Below are 16,844 nucleotides of genomic sequence, written 5' to 3' on the forward strand. Positions count from 1 at the left end.
GCTGGATGTCAGCGGGCGAGGATGCTGCGGAGCACCCGCAGGAGCTCGGCCGCAGGCGCCTGCGCGGGTCCGACGGACCGCCAGCAGACGTGGTGGTCCGGCCGCACCAGCAGGCAGCCGCTGTCGCGGATCTCGCTCGCCCGCGCCCAGTCGCCGCTGTGATCGGCATAGACCTGCCGTGGCCCGATCACGTGCGTGACGATCTCGATGCCGAGCTCCTTGCCGGCGTTCCGCGCTGCCTCCACCCAGGCTTCGCCACCGAGGCCGGTCAGCAGGGTGAACTTCCCGTGGCCGCAGAGATCCAGCGTCGAGACCTCCGCGCCGTTGTCCCAGCGATACACCCAGACATGCGGGATCCGCGCCCCGGGCCATGTGGTCGGCTGGTAGTGCAGGTCGGCATCCAGCTGGAAGTCCGGCTCGATCTGCCCGTCCGTCACGACAGCCTCGGAGCGGTAGCGCTGGTTCATCTCCACGCCATGCGCGTCGAACTCGTATTTCTTGAAGGCGATCGCCTTGCGGATGGCGTCGCGCTGGCGTTCGGCCGCCTCGGTCCCGGCCGTGCGGGCCTCCAGGTTCTTCTGCATCTGGACGGGATCGACCGCCTCCGACATGCCAAGCGCCTCGAAAATCGGGCCGAACTCCGCGATCGACTGGTTGGCGCGGGTGACGATCTGCTTGGCGATCGGAGCGCGCTCGTCATTGTAGCTGTCCAGCAGCTTCTCCCCCGCCTGGCCCTTCAGCACCATGGCGAGCTTCCAGGCGAGGTTGAAGCTGTCCTGGATGGAGGTGTTGGACCCCAGCCCGTTCGATGGCGGGTGCCGGTGGATCGCGTCGCCGGTGCAGAACACCCGGCCCTTCGACAGCTGCGTCGCGTAGCGGTTGTTGACCGTCCACGTGTTGGCCGACAGCAGCTCGATCTCGAGATCGGGATCGCCGACGAGCTGGCGGGCGACGCCCGTGGCGAACTCCGGCGAAACGTCGGGCTCCGGTCCGTTGATGTCGTAGCCCCAGACGATCAGCCACTCGTTCCACGGCCGGACCATGCGCACGAGGCCCATGCCGATGCCGCCGACGTCGGCGCCGGGCTGCATCACCCAGTAGAGGACGGAAGGCCGGTGCGCGACGTAGCGGGAGAGGTCGGCGCGGAACAGGATGTTCATCGAACCGCCGACGCCCATCTTGCCCTCGAACGGCAGGCCGGCATGCTCCGCCACCAGCGACTTTCCGCCGTCCGCCCCGATCAGGTATTTCGAGCGGATCGTCACCTCCCTGCCGGTCAGCCGGTCGCGGCAGACCGTGGTGACGCCGCCCGGATCCTGCTCGTGCCGCAGATACTCGGTGGACATGCGGGCCTGCGTGCCGCGCGAGCAGGCGGTCTTGAAGAGCAGCGGCTCCATGAAGGTCTGCGGCAGGTCGTTCATCTGCGTCGGCGAGGACATCAGGTGCTCCGCCTTGGACAGCGGATGGTTGCCCCACGACTTCATGCGGCCGATTTCCTCGCCCGCCAGGCTCTCGCAGAAGATGTTCTCGCCCATCAGCTCCTGGTGCGTGGCGAAGAGGTAGGCCTCGTCCTCCACGTCCCGGCCGAGATCGCGCAGCACCTCCATGGCGCGCTGGTTGGTGATGTGCGCGCGCGGCGTGTTGGCCAGCCAGCGGTAGCGGTTCACCACCATGTTCTCGACGCCCATGGTCGAGAGCAGCGCGGCGGCGGCCGAGCCGGACGGCCCGGTTCCGATGATCAGCACCTCGGTCGTGATGTCGGCCATGGCTCGTCGTTCCTCCCGTGTCGTGTTTGATGTCAGGCCGCCGGTGGCTCTCCGGCCCATGCGGCCTGCAGCAGGCGTCGCAGCGCGTCCCGTTCGACGGGGCGCGGGTTCCAGTAGGGGTTTTCGGTCGCGAGGTCCGCGGCGCGATCGAGGTCGGCTTCCCTCAGGCCGAGGTCGCGCAGCGCCAGCGGCGCTTTCATCGACATCGCGAAATGATGGAGCGCGCCGCCGGCCGACGCGGCGCCGAAGATCTCGGCGATCGGAGCGAGGAGGTCGGGTACGGCGTGCTCATTGTAGGCGATGGCGTGCGGCAGGACGATCGCATGCGTCTCGGCGTGCGGCAGGTCGAAGGAGCCGCCCAGCGTGTGGCAGAGCTTGTGATGCAGCGCCATGCCGACCTGTCCCAGCACCGTCCCGCAGAGCCATGCGCCGTAGAGGGTCTCGCCGCGCGCCTTCAGGCCGGCCGGCTCGGCGACGACCCGCGGCAAAGCATCCCTGAAGGCGCGCAGCCCCTCGATCGCCATCAGGGTCGACATCGGCGAGCGGTTGCGCGCGTAGAGGCCCTCTGCGGCGTGCGCCATGGCGTTGAGGGCGCTGGTGACGGTCATCGGGACCGGCAGCGTTCGCACCAGCTCGGCGTCGTAGAGGATGACCTCGGGCTGCACCTTCGGGGACGTGATCGTCGTCTTCCGCCCGCCCTCGGTCTGGCCCAGGATGGGCGTCGCCTCGGATCCCGCATAGGTGGTCGGCACCACGATCTGCGGCAGGTCGGTCCGCAGCGCGATGGCCTTGCCGAGGCCGGTCGTCGAGCCGCCGCCAACGGCGACGACGCAATCCGCCCCGAGCCGTCGCGCGACCTCGGTCGCTTCCTCCGACACCGCGACCGGCGTGTGCATCACCGCCCCTGTGAAGGTGCCGGCGGACCGTTCGCCCAGCATCGCCGCGAACTCGTCCGCTGTGGCTGCCTGCTGGGCGGTGGTCAGGACCAGGGCGCGACGGACGCCCAGCGCCTCCATCTCGTCGCCGACGGCGCGTCGTGCACCCGCGCCGAAGCGCACCCGCACGGCCGCGCTCGTGGCGACGAACTCCTCCTGGAACAGCGACATTCCCCGCGCCCTTGTTTTCTCCCGCATCAGCATAATCGGCGCGGTCCGGGATATTGATCAGTTCGTTCGCCCTAAATATAACCTTGAGCTATGAAGATCGACAGCGAACACCTCGAGATCCTGGCCCTCATCGTGGAGAAGGGCGGGCTCACCGAGGGTGCTGACGCACTCGGCAAATCGCAGCCCTCGGTCTCGCGCACCATGGCGCTGCTGGAAGACCGGGTCGGCGCCCCGCTGTTCGAACCCGGCAAGCGGCCCTTGCGCCCGACCGAGCTGGGCGAAAGCCTGGCTCGCATCGGCGGTCGCATCCACGCCCTGAACCGCGAGGCCAGCAGGCTCGTCCAGAGCTACCGCAAGGGTCACACGGGACGCATCCGCATCGCGGGCACGCCGATCTTCATGGACGGCGTCGTCTCCACCCTGATCGCCGACTTCCACAACCGCCATCCGGAGGTGCAGATCGCGCAGTCCTACGGCTATTTCGACACGCTCGCCGGCAGCCTGCGCAACGGCTCGCTCGACATGGCGATCGTGCCGCTGCATCCGGCCTCCGTGCCGTCGGACATGCACTTCGTGCCCCTCTTGCCCGGGCGTAACGTCGTCGCCTGCCGCGCCGTGCACCCGCTTGCGGGCCGGGCGGCGATCACGTTGGCCGACCTCGAGCCCTATCCATGGATCGCGCCCCCGGCCGACAGCCCGTTGTTCCGAGATCTCCAGCGGGCGCTGAAGTCGATCGGCAAGGAGGATTTCCGGGTCAACTTCTCCGGCGGCACCTTCGCGTCCATCGTCAGCGTGCTCGCCCGCTCGGACTCGCTCACCGTGCTGCCGTACTCGGTGGTGTTCCTGTCGCGCAAGACCGCCGGTCTGGAGGCGCTGCCGCTGAAGATCGAGCATCCCGACAGGCGCCTGGGCATGCTCACCGTCTCCGACCGGCAGTCGCCTCCGGCCCTGCGGCTCTTCGCGGAGTTCCTCGCCGAAGAATTCAAGCTGCTGGAGGCGCGCATGCAGCACGAGCAGCAGGTCACCCGCCGTCGCGGTTGAGCGTACGCCCTGCCCCAATGGTGTCATCCCCGGCGGCCGGCAAAGCCGGACGGGAAGGCGGATCCAGGCCTGTTCGTTATGACCCCTGGATCCCCTTCCCCTCCGCCGCTGCGCGGCTCCGGCCGGGGATGACAGCGAGAGAAGCGGAAGTGGGTTGCGCCGCTGGCAGTCCCGGTATGGGAGCCTCACTTCAGGGCGATGTAGGTCTGCGGATCGAGCGACGTCACCCGGACGGCGACATGCGTTCCCGTCGCGGACCTCAGCATCTCCTGCAGCCGCCGGCTCACCGAGATCATGTGGTCCCGCGTCCGTTCCGGCCGTGGCATGACCTGCATCTCGGCGTTGACGCGCGGCAGGTCGCCCATCGCCATCACCGGCATCAGCGCGAACTGGCAGGCCGGGGCGTCCACCTTCAGTTCGTCGCAGAGCATGGAGCGGATCGGCTCCATGGCCGCGGCAAGACGGTCCCGGCATTCGGGATAGAGCGTCTCGTCGACGAAGATCTTGAGGTTGGGCATCGAGGGCCTCAGGCAGGCGTCAGCACGAAGTCGAACGGGGAGCGCCACTGCGTCTCGGCGCCATCCAGGCGCTCGTAGGGGGCGATGAGGGTGCCCTTCACACCGAACACCGCGTCGGAGGTGAGGTAGGGGTCGTCGCCGACGAAGGTGTGGGTGACGAGGTTCTGGAACCCGGGCGCCGAGATGATGAAATGCATGTGGGCGGGCCGATAGGGGTGGCGGCCGAGATGTCCCAGCATCTTGCCGACCGGGCCGTCATTCGGGATCGGGTAGGAGGTCGGCTTGATGCCGCGGAAGCGGTAGCCCCCGTCCGGCCCCGTGAAGAAGCGCCCGCGATTGTTCCAGCGCGGCTGCACGCCCGGCTGCTGCACATCGTAGTAGCCGTCGGCATTGTCGGACCAGACGTCGACGCAGGCGCCGGCGACAGGGCGGCCGTGGACGTCGATGACCTTGCCCTCGAACAGGCAGGTCTCACCCTTGCCGTCGAGGCAGACCGTGTCGCCCATCTCCCTGATGGGCGCGTCGGCGACATGGAAGGGGCCGAGCACCGTGTTCTCCGTCGCGCCGGGCGGGCGGCGGTTGTTGATCGCATCGACCAGCATGGAGAAGCCGAGCACGTCGGAGAGGAGAATGAACTCCTGGCGTTCCTGCGAGCAGATCTGGCCGGTCTTCGTCAGGAACTCGACCGCGAGATCCCATTCCGCCTGGGTGAGATGGACCTCCTTGGCGAAGGCATGGAGGTGCTTGACGAGGCAGGCCATCACCTCCGCCAGGCGCGGATTGACGTCGCCACCCATCCTGGCATTGACCGTGTCGACGGACGCGTCCTCGGTGAAATAGTGGATCATCGTTCTGCCTCCGGCAGTGGCCGCTCACGCGGCCTTGCGGCTGGACTTGAGGAAGACGGGGGCGGGGGGATCCCTGGGCGCCACATGGCGGAGCGGCAGGAGGTCGAGCCCCGTCCGGTCGGTGAACAGGCCCCACAGACCGCGGCGGGCAAAGAGCATGATCGCGATCCCGATCAGGCCGAGCACGATCAGGTAGACCGTGCCGTAGTCGGCGAGCAGGCGCTGCAGCGCGTAGAACACGATGACGCCGACGATGGGCCCGGGCAGCGTGCCGATGCCGCCGATGACCGTGATGAAGATGACGAAGGCGGTCCAGTCGATCACGGAAAAGGCGGCATCGGGCGTGACGCGCGTGATCTGGATGAACGCCAGCGCGCCGCAGATCCCCGTCCCGAAGGCGGACAGCAGGAAGACCGATGCCTTCAGCTTCAGCGGATCGACGCCGACGGAGCGGGCGGCGTTCTCGTTGTCGCGGATCGCCTGCAGGCCGAGCCCCATGCGCGAGCGCAGGAAGACATAGCTGGCGATGAGCAGCACGACGGCGAGCGTCAGCATCAGCCAGTAGGTCACGGCGTCAGCCGCGGCAGCGCCCGAGACGCCCAGCGCCTCTTTGGCGAGGTCGACACCGAACATGTCGCGCGTCGTTCCCTTGGGCAGCGAGGTACCCGTGCCTCCGCCGAGTGCCTTCCACTGGCCGATGCCGAGCTTCACGATGTCGGCCACCACCCAGGTGCCGATCGCGAAGTAGGCGCCGTTGAGCCGGAAGACGAAGAACGCCATCGGGATGGCGAACAGGGCAGCCGCCACCCCGCCGACCAGCACGCCAACGAGAGGGTCGAGCTTCAGCAGGATGATGCAGGCGAACATGGCGTAGGCGCCGATGCCGACGGACGCCTGCTGGCCGACCGAGACGAGGCCGGCGAAGCCCGCCAGCATGTTCCAGTTCATGGCGAGCACGAGCAGCGTGAGAATGCCGAAGAGGTCCTGCACCACGGCGCGCGGCCCGATGACAGGGAGCGCGTAGAGCACGCCGAGAGCGAGAATGGCGACGCCGAGACCTGCTGCGCGGGGGGCTGTCATGGCGGCCTCAGTCGTTGGCGCGGGGAAACAGGCCGCGGGGCCGCAGCAGCAGCACGAGTACGAAGGCGATGTGGCCGGACAGGATCTGCCATTCCGGATTGATGGCCGCGCCAACGGCCTGTGCCACGCCGATGACGATACCGCCCGCCAGCGTCCCCCACAGGCTCCCGAGCCCGCCGATGATCACGGCCTCGAAGGCGTAGATCAGGCGCGCGGGTCCGATGGCCGGGTCGAAATTGGCGCGCGTGCCGAGGTAAAGCGCGGCGATGGTCGCGACGACGAGGGCGATGCCCGTGGCCATGGCGAACACCTTCTCCGGCCGGATTCCCATCAGCTGCGCCGTGACAGCGTCGTCGGAGGTGGCGCGGAAGGCCCGACCCAGCGCGGTGCGGTAGAAGAGCTGGTTGAGCGCGAAGATCACCGCGATCGCCGAGGCGAGCGTCAGGACCGGCATGACGCCCAGCGTCACCGGGCCGAGGTGAATGGCATCGGACTCGATGGCGCCGGCCGTGAGCTTGCGGCTGTCGGCCGTGAAGCCCTCCAGCAGCGCGTTCTGGATCACGACCGAGAGCCCGAAGGTCACGAGCAGCGGCGGAAGGATGTCGTCGCCGAGCACGCGGTTGAAGAGGTGCGTCTGCAGTAGCCAACCCGCCGCGAACATCAGCGGCGCCGCCAGCAGCACGGCGACGAAGGGGTGCAGCCCCAGCGCGGTGGCGATGATCAAAATGAGATATGCAGCGAGGACGATGAGGTCGCCATGGGCGAGGTTCACCAGCCGCATGATGCCGAAGACGAGGCTCAGCCCCGCCGCGAACAGGGCGTAGAGCCCGCCGAGCAGCACGCCCTGGACGAGGGTGTCGATCCAGATCATGCGTGGGCCACCCCGAAATAGGCGTCGTGGATCGCCTCCCGCGAAAGGTCGCCCGGCCGGCCGGTCAGCGTCACCCGGCCCTCCATCATGCAGTAGACACGGTCGGCGACCTTGAGGGCCTGGCCGATGTCCTGCTCCACGACGACCATGGAGGCGCCGCCCGCCTTGATGCGCGGCACCGCGGCGTAGATCTCCTTGATGACGACGGGGGCGAGCCCGAGGCTCAGCTCGTCGCACAGGAGCACGCGCGGGTTCGACATCAGCGCCCGGCCGATGGCCACCATCTGCTGCTGGCCGCCCGACAGTGCGGTGCCCGGGTTGTGCCGGCGCTCACGCAGGATGGGGAACAGGTCGAAGACGCGCTCCAGCGTCCACGCTCCGTCGCCCTTGCGCGCATGAGCTCCGATGAGGAGGTTTTCCTCCACCGAGAGGGACGGGAACAGGCGCCGGCCTTCCGGCACCATGGCGACCCCGCGCTGCAGGATGTCGGGCGCCGGCAGGCGCTGGACCTCCTCGCCGGCCAGCCGCACGCTGCCCCCGGTCACTTTCGCCACGCCCGTGATGGCCCGCATCAGCGTCGACTTGCCGGCGCCGTTCGCGCCGATGATGGCGACCGTCTCTCCGGCATCGAGGCGGAGGTCGACGCCGAAGAGCGCCTGGAAGTCGCCGTAATGGGCGGTGAGGCCGGAGGCCTCGAGAAGCGCGCTCATGCCTCGATCCCCAGGTAGATCTCGCGCACCTCCGGCGAAGCCATGACCACCTCCGGCGTACCGATGGTCAGCAGCCGCCCGAAGTTCAGCACCATCAGCCGCTCCACCACCGAGGTGAGCGCGTGCAGCACGTGTTCGATCCAGATGATCGCGGTTCCTTCCGCGTGGATGGACCGGATGGTCCCGACGAGTTCGACGCACTCGGCATCGGTGAGACCGCCGGCGATCTCGTCGAGCAGGATCAGGCGAGGCTTCGTCGCCACGGCGCGCGCCAGTTCCAGGCGCTTGCGCTGCAGCAGCGGCAGTCCGCCCGCGGGCCTGTTCGCCGCCGCCGACAGCCCGGTACGGGACAGGATGCCGGAGCAGAAGCCCGGTGCCTCCGGACCCGGTACGCCGCCGCCAAAACGGGCGGCGACGAGCAGGTTCTCGTAGACGGACAGATTTCCGAAGGGCTGCGGGATCTGGAAGGAGCGCCCGACCCCGGAGGCGCAGCGCTGCATCGGGCTCTCGCCGGTGACGTCCTTGCCGTCAATGCGGACGCGGCCCTCGTCAGGCTTCACATTGCCGGTGATGAGGTTGAACAGCGTCGACTTGCCCGCCCCGTTCGGCCCGATGATGCCGAGCGCCTCGCCGGGCTCCACGTCGAAGCTGACGGCGTCCGTCACCTTCAGGGCGCCGTAGGACTTCGAAACGCGCTCGAGCGACAGGATCGGCATGCCGGCCTCCCCGGGAGGGTCCCGGCGCCGTGCGCCGGGGCCGTCCAGGATCAGTTCAGGGTTTCGAGCTTTCCGCCGAGGGGGATGTTCGGCGCCAGGCCGTTCTCGACGATGACGAGATCGAAGGTGTTGTCGGGCTTGCGCCGCCACTGGCCACCGACGAGCGGGGTCTTGCTGACGTTCTTGCGGGCGAAAGGCGGGACGTTGTCCTGGCCCCACTGGATCTTGCCGACGACCGTGTCGAGATTCGTCTTCGAGATCGCGTCGGCGAGGGCCTTGCCATCGGCGGGATCGTCCGTCCGCTTCACGGCATCGGCAGCGACCTCGAACAGCGCATGGACGAAGCCGACCGGCTGCGTCCATTGCCGCTTGGCGGATGCCTCGAACCCCTTGGCCAGCGCGGCCGCGCTCTCGCCCGTCAGCGACGACTTGAAGGGATGGTTCGGCGTCCACCACACCTCGGAAGTGAGGTTGTTGCCCAGCGGCCCGAGTGCCGCGACGCTCTCGGGGAAGAGCAGAGCCTTGGCGACCGTAACCAGCTTCGGGTTGAAGCCCTGCTGCTTGGACTGCGTCCAGAAGGTCGTGAAGTCCGGCGGGATCGGAATGCCGGTCATGATATCGCAGCCGGCCTGCTTGAAGGCGTTGATCTGCGCGGAGAAGTCGTCGGTCAGGTTCTGGTAGCGGCCGGGATCGGTGAGCTGGAACCCCGCCTTCTTCAGGGCTGGCGGCATGCCGACCTCGGGCGAGGCCCAGGCGTTGCCGTCGCTGTCATTGGGCCACAACGCGCCGATCTTCTTGTTGGTGGAGACCGAGTTCCACATATTCAGGAAGACGCCAATGATGTCCTCCAGACCCCAGAAGAAGTGGTAGGCGTACTCGAAAGCCTGCCAGCTCTTGGGATCGCCGGGATTGCCCTGCTGGCCGATGAACCAGGGCTGCCACGGAGCGACGCTGGAAATGGCCGGGATCTCTTCCTGCTCGGCGATGGAGCAGACGGGATTGGTGGTCTCGGGCGTTGAAGCAACCAGCAGCAGGTTCACCTTGTCGCGGCTGATCAGTTCCTTCGCCACTTCGGCGGCGCGGTTCGGGTTGGACTGGCTGTCCTTGACCACGACCTCAGCATCGATGCCGAGCCCCGGCGCCGCGGCCAGGAATTTCTGGACCATGTAGCTGTCGGCTGCCGAGAAGGCCGAGAGCGGCCCGGTCTGTGGGCTGACATAGCCGATCTTCAGCACCTTGTTCTTGGCATAGGCGGGCAATGGCAGGCTGGATGCGGCGGCGACGGCCGCGCCCGACTTGAGCAGCGTGCGACGGGTAAGCATGAATTCCCTCCCTCCGGATCGTCTCCGGCCCCGCAGGGCCCGAGCCTCGCAGCCTCTCCGGGCTGGCGGACTCGCGTGATCGTCGGAAGCGGATGCTACTATGCTTTTTCCGCACTGCTGATCGCATCAGCCCGGAGTTTCATAGCATCGGGTTATGTTGCCTTTGTCATCCCCGGCGCGCCAAAGGCGCGGGAAGGGGACCCAGGGCCTACTTCACAATGACAACGGCCAGAGCGCGTTGCCTTCCACCGCTCCGCGGCTTCGGCTGAGGATGGCAGGTGGAGGGGCCGAACGGGTGGCCCGCTACGCCGCTTCCGAGGCGTGGATGAACTCCATGATGCCGGCGCTCATGGACGTGTAGTCGCGCGTGTTGGCGAGCTCGCCCTTGATGCGGTAGCCGTCCATCACGACGATGCGGTCGGCCAGCGTGATCATCTCCGGCATGTCGCTGGTGATCAGGAGGATGGCGGCGCCCTCGTCGGAGAGCTGGCGCAGCAGCTCGTGGATGTAGGCCTTCGTCTTGATGTCGATGCCCACCGACGGCTCGTCGACGATCAGGATCTTGACACCGGCGGCGAGCCACTTGGCGACGCTGATCTTCTGCTGGTTGCCGCCCGACAGGTTGCCGACGCGCTGCTGCAGCGAGGGCGTGCGCACTTCCAGCTTGCGGATGAAGGGCTCCACGGCGCGGCGGATCGCGCCGTCGGTGAGCGGCTTGAAGCCCTTGGCGAGGCGCTTCCAGATGGGGATGCCCGCGTTCTCCAGCACGGAGTGCATAAGGATCAGGCCCTCCTGCTTCCGGTCCTCGCTGACATAGCCGATGCCGTGGCGCTGGATGGCCTGGGCGACGCTGGCGATGTGGGCAGTCTTGCCCGCCACCCTGACCTCTCCGCCATTCACTGGGAACAGGCCGAGGATCGCCTTGGCGAGCTCGGTGCGTCCGGCGCCGACGAGCCCGTAGAGGCCGACGATCTCGCCCTTGTGGAGGGTGAGGTCGATGTCGCGGTGGCCGAGCGGGGTGGAGACGCCGCGCAGCTCCAGCGCCGGCGGGCGGTCCGTGCGGTCGCGCGCCTGCCAGTCGGGGATCTGCTCGGTCCGGCCGATCATCAGCTTGACGAGGTCCTGCCGGCCGAGGCCCTGCATGGGACGGCTCTGGCAGGCGTTGCGGCCGTCGCGCAGCACCGTCACCTCGTCGCAGATCTCCTGCACCTCCTCCAGCTTGTGGCTGACGAAGACGAGGCTCGCCCCGTCGTCGCGCAGCTTGCCGAGCAGCCGGAACAGCGTCACGGTCTCATGCGGGGTCAGCGACGCGGTCGGCTCGTCGAGCAGCAGGACGCGCGAGCGCAGCGACAGAGCCTTGGCGATCTCGACGAGCTGCATCTTGGCGACGCTGAGCTGCGAGACCGGAAGGCGCGGATCAAGGTCGAGCTCCAGCATGTCGAGCCAGCGCCGCGCCTCGGCATGCACCGCCGCATAGTCGATCGGCCGGAAGCGGTGCTCCGACAGCTTCTCCAGCAGGATGTTCTCGCCCACCGAGAAACGAGGGATCAGGTTGCGCTCCTGGTGCACGACGCCGATGCCGGCAGCCAGCGCCTCGCGCGTGCTGCCGAACTGGACGGGCTTGCCGCCCAGCATCAGCTCGCCGGAATCCGGGCGGTGCACCCCGGTGATGATCTTGATGAGCGTGGACTTGCCCGCGCCGTTCTCGCCGAGGAGCGCGTGGATGGAGCCGGGCTTCAGCGTGAAGTCGACGTCCTGCAGGGCCTTCACGCCCGGGAACGTCTTCACCATGCGTCGGCCTTCGAGGACGGGGGCCGACATCACACCTTCCCCAGTGACTTCTGCATGCGAACCTCCCGAAGGCGGTTGACGCCGACAGCCCACAGGATGAGCCCGCCGAGCACGATCTGCACGACGAAGGGGTCGATCTCGAACAGCACGAGCGCCTGCGTGATCACGGCGACGATGACGACGCCCAGCACCGTCCCGGCGACGCTGACATGGCCTCCCGCCAGCACCGCCCCGCCGATCACGGGGGCGGCGAAGGAGAGGATCAGCCAGTCGTCGCCGATCGAGGGCTGCCCAAGCTGCAGCCGCGCGACCAGCATCAGCCCCGCCATGGCGGCCAGCACGCCGGAGATGGCGTGGGCCCAGATGGTGGCGCCCTTCAACGAAAGCCCGGAGAGTTCGGCAGCGGTTGGGTTGCCGCCCGCCGCGAGGATGGCGCGCCCGACCGGCAGCCGGTTCAGGAGCACCCAGACGGCGACGACGACGATGGCGGTGGGGAGGACCAGCCAGGGCAGGATGCCGCCGAGGCTGGTGTTGCCGAACGCTTTCACGCTTTCGGGGATGTCGTAGAAAGGCTGGGCGCGGGTGATGCCGAGGTTCAGGCCCTTGAACATGGCCAGGCTGGCCAGCGTGATGACGAAGGCGGAGATGCCCGTCCAGGCGATGGCGATGCCGTTGAAGAGGCCGGCGAGCAGCCCGATGCCGAGCCCGGCCGCGGCGGCAACAACCGGCGGCAGGCCCCACACCTGCATCATGCCGGCAAAGCTGATGGCGGCCAGCCCGCCGATTGCGCCGACCGCGAGGTTCATCTGGCCGATGCCGATGATGATCATCTGCGACAGCGCGATCACGGCGTTGACCGCCACGGCCGAGAGCAGGACCTGGATGTTGAACGGCGTCAGGAAGGCGGGCTTCAGCGTCCCGATGACGGCCACGGCTGCGAGGATGATGGCGAGCGGGCCGAACCAGTCGGTCCGCGCCCAGCGGGTAAGGAGTGCACTCATGCCGTGGCGCTCCCCTGCCGGGCGAGGAAGCGGCGGCGGCCGAGGTCGATCAGCACGGCGGCGAAGAGGACGAGGCCGAGGCAGGCCTGCACCCAGAACTCGCCGATGCGCAGTTGCAGCAGCCCGTTGGTGAGCATCGTCACCAGGGCCGCGCCCAGGAAGGTGCCGAGCACCGCGACGCGCCCGCCGGTCAGCAGCGTGCCGCCGAGCACCGGGCCGAGGAAGGCGGGCAGCAGCCAGTCCTGGCCGAGATGGCCTGCCATCGACGGGATCGCCGCTCCCGTGCGCGAGCTGACCATGAGGGCGGCCACGGCGGCAATGCCGCCCGAAAGCGCGTGGCAGGTGACGATGGTCCGGTCGACCGGCACGCCGGAAAGCTCCGCGGCGGCAGGGTTGGCTCCCGCCGCCAGCATGCGCCGGCCGAGCGCCGTGAACCGGTACAGCAGCGCCAGCAGCACGCCCATGGCGACGCTCACCAGCAGCAGCGGCGACACGTAGCCGAAATAGCGCGCCTTGCCGAAGGCGACGAATTCCGGCGGCAGCTCGCGAAAGGCCTGCGCCTTGGTGAGGAACACCATCACTCCGAAGAAGATGCTCATGGTGGCCAGCGTGATGATGAAGCTGTGCAGTCCCGATCGCACGATCAGCAAGCCGTTTAGGGCGCCAAGGAGGGCCCCGAACGCGATCGCGCCGGGGATGGCCAGCACCAGCGGCAGTCCGGCCCGCTCGATCAGCCAGCCGAACACCATCGCCGCGCAGACGCCGATGGCGCCGACCGCGAGGTTGAGCCCGCCGGTGACGATCACCACCATCATCGAGAAGCCGATCATGATGTCGACGGCCATGGTGCGACCGAGCGTGAACATGTTGAAAGGCGAGGTGAAGCCAGGCGTCAGCACCGCGAACAGCGCCGCAAACAGCGCGATGATGGCGACGAGCCCGAATTCGTTGCTCAGGAAGAACCGCACCCGGCTGGCCTCTCGTCCCTGACAGGAAGGCCCCCGCCATGGCGGAGGCCGATCGTCATGCGCATCACCCGCGCCGACCGCCGTGGCGGCCGCGCGGAGGCGCCATCCTCACTTGCAGGTGAGGTAGGTCTTCTCGAAGTTCGCGAAGATGTCCTTCGTGATCTTCTGCATGGAGGCGACGTAGTTGTCGACGTCGCCGGCGCCGGCGAACACCGTGCCGCTGTCGATGAAGCGGTTGGTCAGTGCCACCGACTTGAACGGAGCGTCGGCCTTCACCGAGCAGCCATTGCGCAGCCGGTCGATCGCGTAGGCGCCGATATAGCCCTGGCCATAGGGGTTCTGCAGCATCGTGCCATGGACGAAGCCGTCCTTGATAGCCTTCAGCACCACCTCGTCATGGTCGATGCCGACCATTTTGATGCGCTTGTCGCCCATCTTGCGGAGCGCGTTCGAGGCGACCACCGCCGGCACCCAGGCCGTGGTGATGATGCCGTCGACATTCTTGCCGTTGGCGGCGAGGTAGGCGTTGATCTTCTCCTCGGCCGGCTCGGGCGCGTCGATGTCGGCGATCACCTGAACCACTTCGGCGCCTGCCTCCTTCGCAGCCTTGTTGACGGCGTCGATGCGCAGCTGGGTGTTGGGGTCGACGAGGAAGCCCGTGAAGTGGGCGATGCGGCCCTTGCCGCCCAGCGCCTTCAGGAGCTCCTTGGTGCCGAGATAGGCGGAGTTGCCGGTGTCGGTGCCGAAGCAGAACACGGCCTTCGTCGGCTCCTTCAGGCAGCCGGCGAGCGCGATCACGGGCGCGCCGTTGTCGGTGAGCTCGGCAGTCGTGCTGTTGGAGCCGACGGGATCGCCGGGGAAGATCAGGAAGGCGTTGTAGTTCTGGCTGAGCAGGCTCTCCAGCAGCTGGTTCTGCTGAGACAGCTCCCACTTCTGCGGCACGCGGTAGTCGGCGGCGCCGAGCTTGAAGTCCTTCATCGCGTCCTTGCCGGCTTGCTCCCAGGCCGAGAAGTACGGGTGTGGGCCGCCGGGGACCAGCGCCACGCGGGTTTCATCGGCAGCGGCCGGCATGCAGGCCGCTGCGAGCGCCAGGCCGCCTGCGGCGAGCGCCGCCATGGCCGAACGGGTGCGCTTCATGGGTCGTTCCTCCTTGAAAATCGTCTTCCCCCTCGGCCCCGAAGGACCGTGGCGCGCGGCGGCGGCTATCGCCAGCTTCACCCTTGCGCGACCGTCGAAGACGCTAGTATACAAGTATCCCAGGTGCAACGGCGTTTTTGGGACCCATCCCCGCCGCGGCTGCAGGGCGACAGCACGGCCGGCAAGCATGGAACAGGCGCTCCAGAACCGGGACGATCCACCGCTCAGCTTCGCCATCAGCATCGACCGGCGCCGGCATGTGGGCGACCAGATCTACGAGGCGCTGCGGGACGCCATCGTGTCCCTGCAGCTGCCGCCGGGGACCCCCGTCAGCGAGAACCGCATCTGCCGCCATGTCGGCGTGTCGCGGACGCCCGTGCGCGAGGCGATCATCCGGCTCGTCAAGGACGACCTGATTGACGTGTTCCCGCAGCTAGGCACCTTCGTCGCGCCGATCAGGCTCGCCACGGTCAACGACAGCCACTTCGTCCGCCGCGCCCTGGAAGCTGCCGTGCTTCGAGAGGCGTCCAGCCGCTGGACGCTGGCGCTGTCGGCCGGGGCGCGCGAGATCCTGGCCGAGCAGGACGCGGCCCAGGCGCGCGGCGACATCGAGGGCTTTCACAGGCTGGACGAGGCGTTCCATCGCAACATCTCGGTGAGCGCGGGGATGGAAGGCGTGTGGCCGACCGTGCAGCAGGCCAAGGCCCGCGTCGACCGGGTGCACCGGCTGGCCTATGTGGAGGGCCGGCCTCCCGTCGTCATCCGCGAGCACGAGGCGGTGCTGGACGCGCTCGACCGGGGCGACGCGGACGGCGCCGTCGCCGCGCTCGTCTACCACCTCGACCGGATCCTCGCTCTGCTCGGCGACCTCATGGAGCGCAACACGGGCTATTTCCGGGAATAGCCGCTATCTCCGGGGTCTATCGCTGCTCCGGTCGCGCCTGACCCCGTGCTAGCCTCGGCTCTCCGATCCGCTCGAGACGGGAGATCCAGCATGTCGCGCAGCTTCGTCGTCGCGTCCGCCCAGATGGGCCCGATCGCCCGCGAGGAAAACCGGAAGCAGGCCGTCGCGCGCCTAGTCGCCATGCTCCGCGAGGCGAAGTCCCGGGGCGCCGAGCTCGTCGTCTTCCCCGAGCTCTGCCTCACCACCTTCTTCCCGCGCTACGTGATGGAAGATGCGGCCGAAATCGACGGCTGGTTCGAGAAGGAGATGCCTGGCCCCGACACCGCGCCGCTCTTCGAGGAGGCGAAGCGGCTGGAGGTCGGGTTCTACCTCGGTTACGCCGAGCTGACGCAGGAGGACGGGCGCACGCGCCACTTCAACACCGCAATCATCGTGGACCGCGCGGGCCGCATCGTCGGCAAGTACCGCAAGGTGCACCTTCCCGGCCATGCCGAGCCGCAGCCCGGCCGCACGCACCAGCATCTGGAGAAACGCTATTTCGAGCCGGGCAATCTCGGCTTCCCCGTCTGGCGCGCCTTTGGCGGGGTCGTCGGCATGTGCATCTGCAACGACAGGCGCTGGCCGGAGACTTACCGTGTGATGGGGCTGCAGCAGGTCGAGCTCGTCATGCTGGGCTACAACACGCCCAACGACCACACGCAGCACGCCGACATCGACGGGTTGTCCAACTTCCACAACCACCTCTCCATGCAGGCCGGCGCCTACCAGAACGCCACCTGGGTCGTGGGAACGGCGAAGGCCGGCAAGGAGGAGGGCTCAACGCTGATTGGCCAGAGCGCCATCATCGCGCCCTCCGGCGAGATCGTCGCCATGGCCTCGACACTGGGCGACGAGGTGGTGACCGCCCGCATCGACCTCGACATGGGCAAGCGCTACCGCGAGACGATCTTCAACTTCGCCAAGCACCGCGAACCCTCGCAGTATCGGCTGATCGTCGAGCGCAAGGGCGCCATTCCGCCGGACTGAGCGCCAGCGCGCGAATCCCGTCCAGCCTGCCAGCTGACC

The 16,844-nt window shown here is 68.1% G+C and carries 16 protein-coding genes; 3 read left to right on the forward strand and 13 right to left on the reverse strand.

Annotated elements, in window-relative coordinates; translation table 11 throughout:
• Positions 1-8: 8 nt before the first annotated feature.
• Entirely contained in the window at positions 9-1,766 is a 1,758-nt protein-coding gene (locus AC5JCN_RS21060; RefSeq protein WP_495757045.1) for an FAD-dependent oxidoreductase, read from the reverse strand.
• Between the two features lie 32 nt (positions 1,767-1,798).
• Positions 1,799-2,872 (reverse strand): maleylacetate reductase, encoded by a 1,074-nt coding sequence (locus AC5JCN_RS21065; protein WP_495757046.1) that lies wholly within the window; start codon positions 2,870-2,872, stop codon positions 1,799-1,801.
• Between the two features lie 90 nt (positions 2,873-2,962).
• Here AC5JCN_RS21065 and AC5JCN_RS21070 point away from each other — a divergent pair, with 90 nt between their 5' ends.
• Positions 2,963-3,913, forward strand: a complete 951-nt coding sequence (locus AC5JCN_RS21070; protein WP_495757047.1) for a LysR family transcriptional regulator — start codon at positions 2,963-2,965, stop codon at positions 3,911-3,913.
• A gap of 185 nt (positions 3,914-4,098) precedes the next feature.
• On the opposite strand, the gene AC5JCN_RS21075 is transcribed toward AC5JCN_RS21070, so the two are convergent.
• The 11 genes from AC5JCN_RS21075 to AC5JCN_RS21125 form a co-directional block, all read right to left on the reverse strand.
• Positions 4,099-4,431 (reverse strand): hypothetical protein, encoded by a 333-nt coding sequence (locus AC5JCN_RS21075; RefSeq protein WP_495757048.1) that lies wholly within the window; start codon positions 4,429-4,431, stop codon positions 4,099-4,101.
• Positions 4,432-4,439: 8 nt separating this feature from the next.
• On the reverse strand, positions 4,440-5,279 hold the full coding sequence (locus AC5JCN_RS21080; RefSeq protein ID WP_495757049.1) for a dioxygenase family protein: 840 nt from the start codon (positions 5,277-5,279) through the stop codon (positions 4,440-4,442).
• A gap of 24 nt (positions 5,280-5,303) precedes the next feature.
• Entirely contained in the window at positions 5,304-6,359 is a 1,056-nt protein-coding gene (locus tag AC5JCN_RS21085; protein ID WP_495757050.1) for a branched-chain amino acid ABC transporter permease, read from the reverse strand.
• A gap of 7 nt (positions 6,360-6,366) precedes the next feature.
• A complete protein-coding gene (locus AC5JCN_RS21090) occupies positions 6,367-7,230 on the reverse strand; it encodes a branched-chain amino acid ABC transporter permease (RefSeq protein WP_495757051.1) in 864 nt (287 codons plus the stop codon).
• Positions 7,227-7,940 (reverse strand): ABC transporter ATP-binding protein, encoded by a 714-nt coding sequence (locus tag AC5JCN_RS21095; RefSeq protein ID WP_495757052.1) that lies wholly within the window; start codon positions 7,938-7,940, stop codon positions 7,227-7,229. Before AC5JCN_RS21095 ends, AC5JCN_RS21090 begins: the two co-directional genes overlap by 4 nt.
• Positions 7,937-8,656, reverse strand: coding sequence for an ABC transporter ATP-binding protein (locus AC5JCN_RS21100; RefSeq protein WP_495757053.1), 720 nt, complete (start codon positions 8,654-8,656; stop codon positions 7,937-7,939). The genes AC5JCN_RS21095 and AC5JCN_RS21100 overlap by 4 nt, the downstream gene beginning before the upstream one ends.
• Positions 8,657-8,706: 50 nt before the next feature.
• The gene (locus tag AC5JCN_RS21105) at positions 8,707-9,978 is read right to left on the reverse strand and encodes an ABC transporter substrate-binding protein (RefSeq protein ID WP_495757054.1); all 1,272 of its coding nucleotides are present in this window, start codon (positions 9,976-9,978) and stop codon (positions 8,707-8,709) included.
• Positions 9,979-10,281: 303 nt separating this feature from the next.
• Positions 10,282-11,799, reverse strand: coding sequence for a sugar ABC transporter ATP-binding protein (locus AC5JCN_RS21110; RefSeq protein WP_495757055.1), 1,518 nt, complete (start codon positions 11,797-11,799; stop codon positions 10,282-10,284).
• Positions 11,799-12,770, reverse strand: coding sequence for an ABC transporter permease (locus AC5JCN_RS21115; RefSeq protein WP_495757056.1), 972 nt, complete (start codon positions 12,768-12,770; stop codon positions 11,799-11,801). The genes AC5JCN_RS21110 and AC5JCN_RS21115 overlap by 1 nt, the downstream gene beginning before the upstream one ends.
• On the reverse strand, positions 12,767-13,738 hold the full coding sequence (locus tag AC5JCN_RS21120; RefSeq protein WP_495757057.1) for an ABC transporter permease: 972 nt from the start codon (positions 13,736-13,738) through the stop codon (positions 12,767-12,769). The genes AC5JCN_RS21115 and AC5JCN_RS21120 overlap by 4 nt, the downstream gene beginning before the upstream one ends.
• 108 nt (positions 13,739-13,846) lie before the next feature.
• Positions 13,847-14,875: a sugar ABC transporter substrate-binding protein gene (locus AC5JCN_RS21125; RefSeq protein ID WP_495757058.1), complete on the reverse strand. Its 1,029-nt coding sequence runs from the start codon at positions 14,873-14,875 to the stop codon at positions 13,847-13,849.
• Positions 14,876-15,062: 187 nt separating this feature from the next.
• Here AC5JCN_RS21125 and AC5JCN_RS21130 point away from each other — a divergent pair, with 187 nt between their 5' ends.
• Positions 15,063-15,779 (forward strand): GntR family transcriptional regulator, encoded by a 717-nt coding sequence (locus AC5JCN_RS21130; RefSeq protein ID WP_495757059.1) that lies wholly within the window; start codon positions 15,063-15,065, stop codon positions 15,777-15,779.
• 90 nt (positions 15,780-15,869) lie between these two features.
• Positions 15,870-16,805: an N-carbamoyl-D-amino-acid hydrolase gene (locus AC5JCN_RS21135; protein ID WP_495757060.1), complete on the forward strand. Its 936-nt coding sequence runs from the start codon at positions 15,870-15,872 to the stop codon at positions 16,803-16,805.
• The last annotated feature ends 39 nt before the right edge of the window (positions 16,806-16,844 follow it).

It is taken from the genome of Alsobacter sp. (assembly GCF_059501845.1).

Bases quoted from the DNA above. Each gene is read 5' to 3' on its own strand.
- AC5JCN_RS21060 (WP_495757045.1), bottom strand. From the start codon at position 1,766: ATGGCCGACATCACGACCGAGGTGCTGATCATCGGAACCGGGCCGTCC.
- AC5JCN_RS21065 (WP_495757046.1), bottom strand. From the start codon at position 2,872: ATGTCGCTGTTCCAGGAGGAGTTCGTCGCCACGAGCGCGGCCGTGCGG.
- AC5JCN_RS21070 (WP_495757047.1), top strand. From the start codon at position 2,963: ATGAAGATCGACAGCGAACACCTCGAGATCCTGGCCCTCATCGTGGAG.
- AC5JCN_RS21075 (WP_495757048.1), bottom strand. From the start codon at position 4,431: ATGCCCAACCTCAAGATCTTCGTCGACGAGACGCTCTATCCCGAATGC.
- AC5JCN_RS21080 (WP_495757049.1), bottom strand. From the start codon at position 5,279: ATGATCCACTATTTCACCGAGGACGCGTCCGTCGACACGGTCAATGCC.
- AC5JCN_RS21085 (WP_495757050.1), bottom strand. From the start codon at position 6,359: ATGACAGCCCCCCGCGCAGCAGGTCTCGGCGTCGCCATTCTCGCTCTC.
- AC5JCN_RS21090 (WP_495757051.1), bottom strand. From the start codon at position 7,230: ATGATCTGGATCGACACCCTCGTCCAGGGCGTGCTGCTCGGCGGGCTC.
- AC5JCN_RS21095 (WP_495757052.1), bottom strand. From the start codon at position 7,940: ATGAGCGCGCTTCTCGAGGCCTCCGGCCTCACCGCCCATTACGGCGAC.
- AC5JCN_RS21100 (WP_495757053.1), bottom strand. From the start codon at position 8,656: ATGCCGATCCTGTCGCTCGAGCGCGTTTCGAAGTCCTACGGCGCCCTG.
- AC5JCN_RS21105 (WP_495757054.1), bottom strand. From the start codon at position 9,978: ATGCTTACCCGTCGCACGCTGCTCAAGTCGGGCGCGGCCGTCGCCGCC.
- AC5JCN_RS21110 (WP_495757055.1), bottom strand. From the start codon at position 11,799: ATGTCGGCCCCCGTCCTCGAAGGCCGACGCATGGTGAAGACGTTCCCG.
- AC5JCN_RS21115 (WP_495757056.1), bottom strand. From the start codon at position 12,770: ATGAGTGCACTCCTTACCCGCTGGGCGCGGACCGACTGGTTCGGCCCG.
- AC5JCN_RS21125 (WP_495757058.1), bottom strand. From the start codon at position 14,875: ATGAAGCGCACCCGTTCGGCCATGGCGGCGCTCGCCGCAGGCGGCCTG.
- AC5JCN_RS21130 (WP_495757059.1), top strand. From the start codon at position 15,063: ATGGAACAGGCGCTCCAGAACCGGGACGATCCACCGCTCAGCTTCGCC.
- AC5JCN_RS21135 (WP_495757060.1), top strand. From the start codon at position 15,870: ATGTCGCGCAGCTTCGTCGTCGCGTCCGCCCAGATGGGCCCGATCGCC.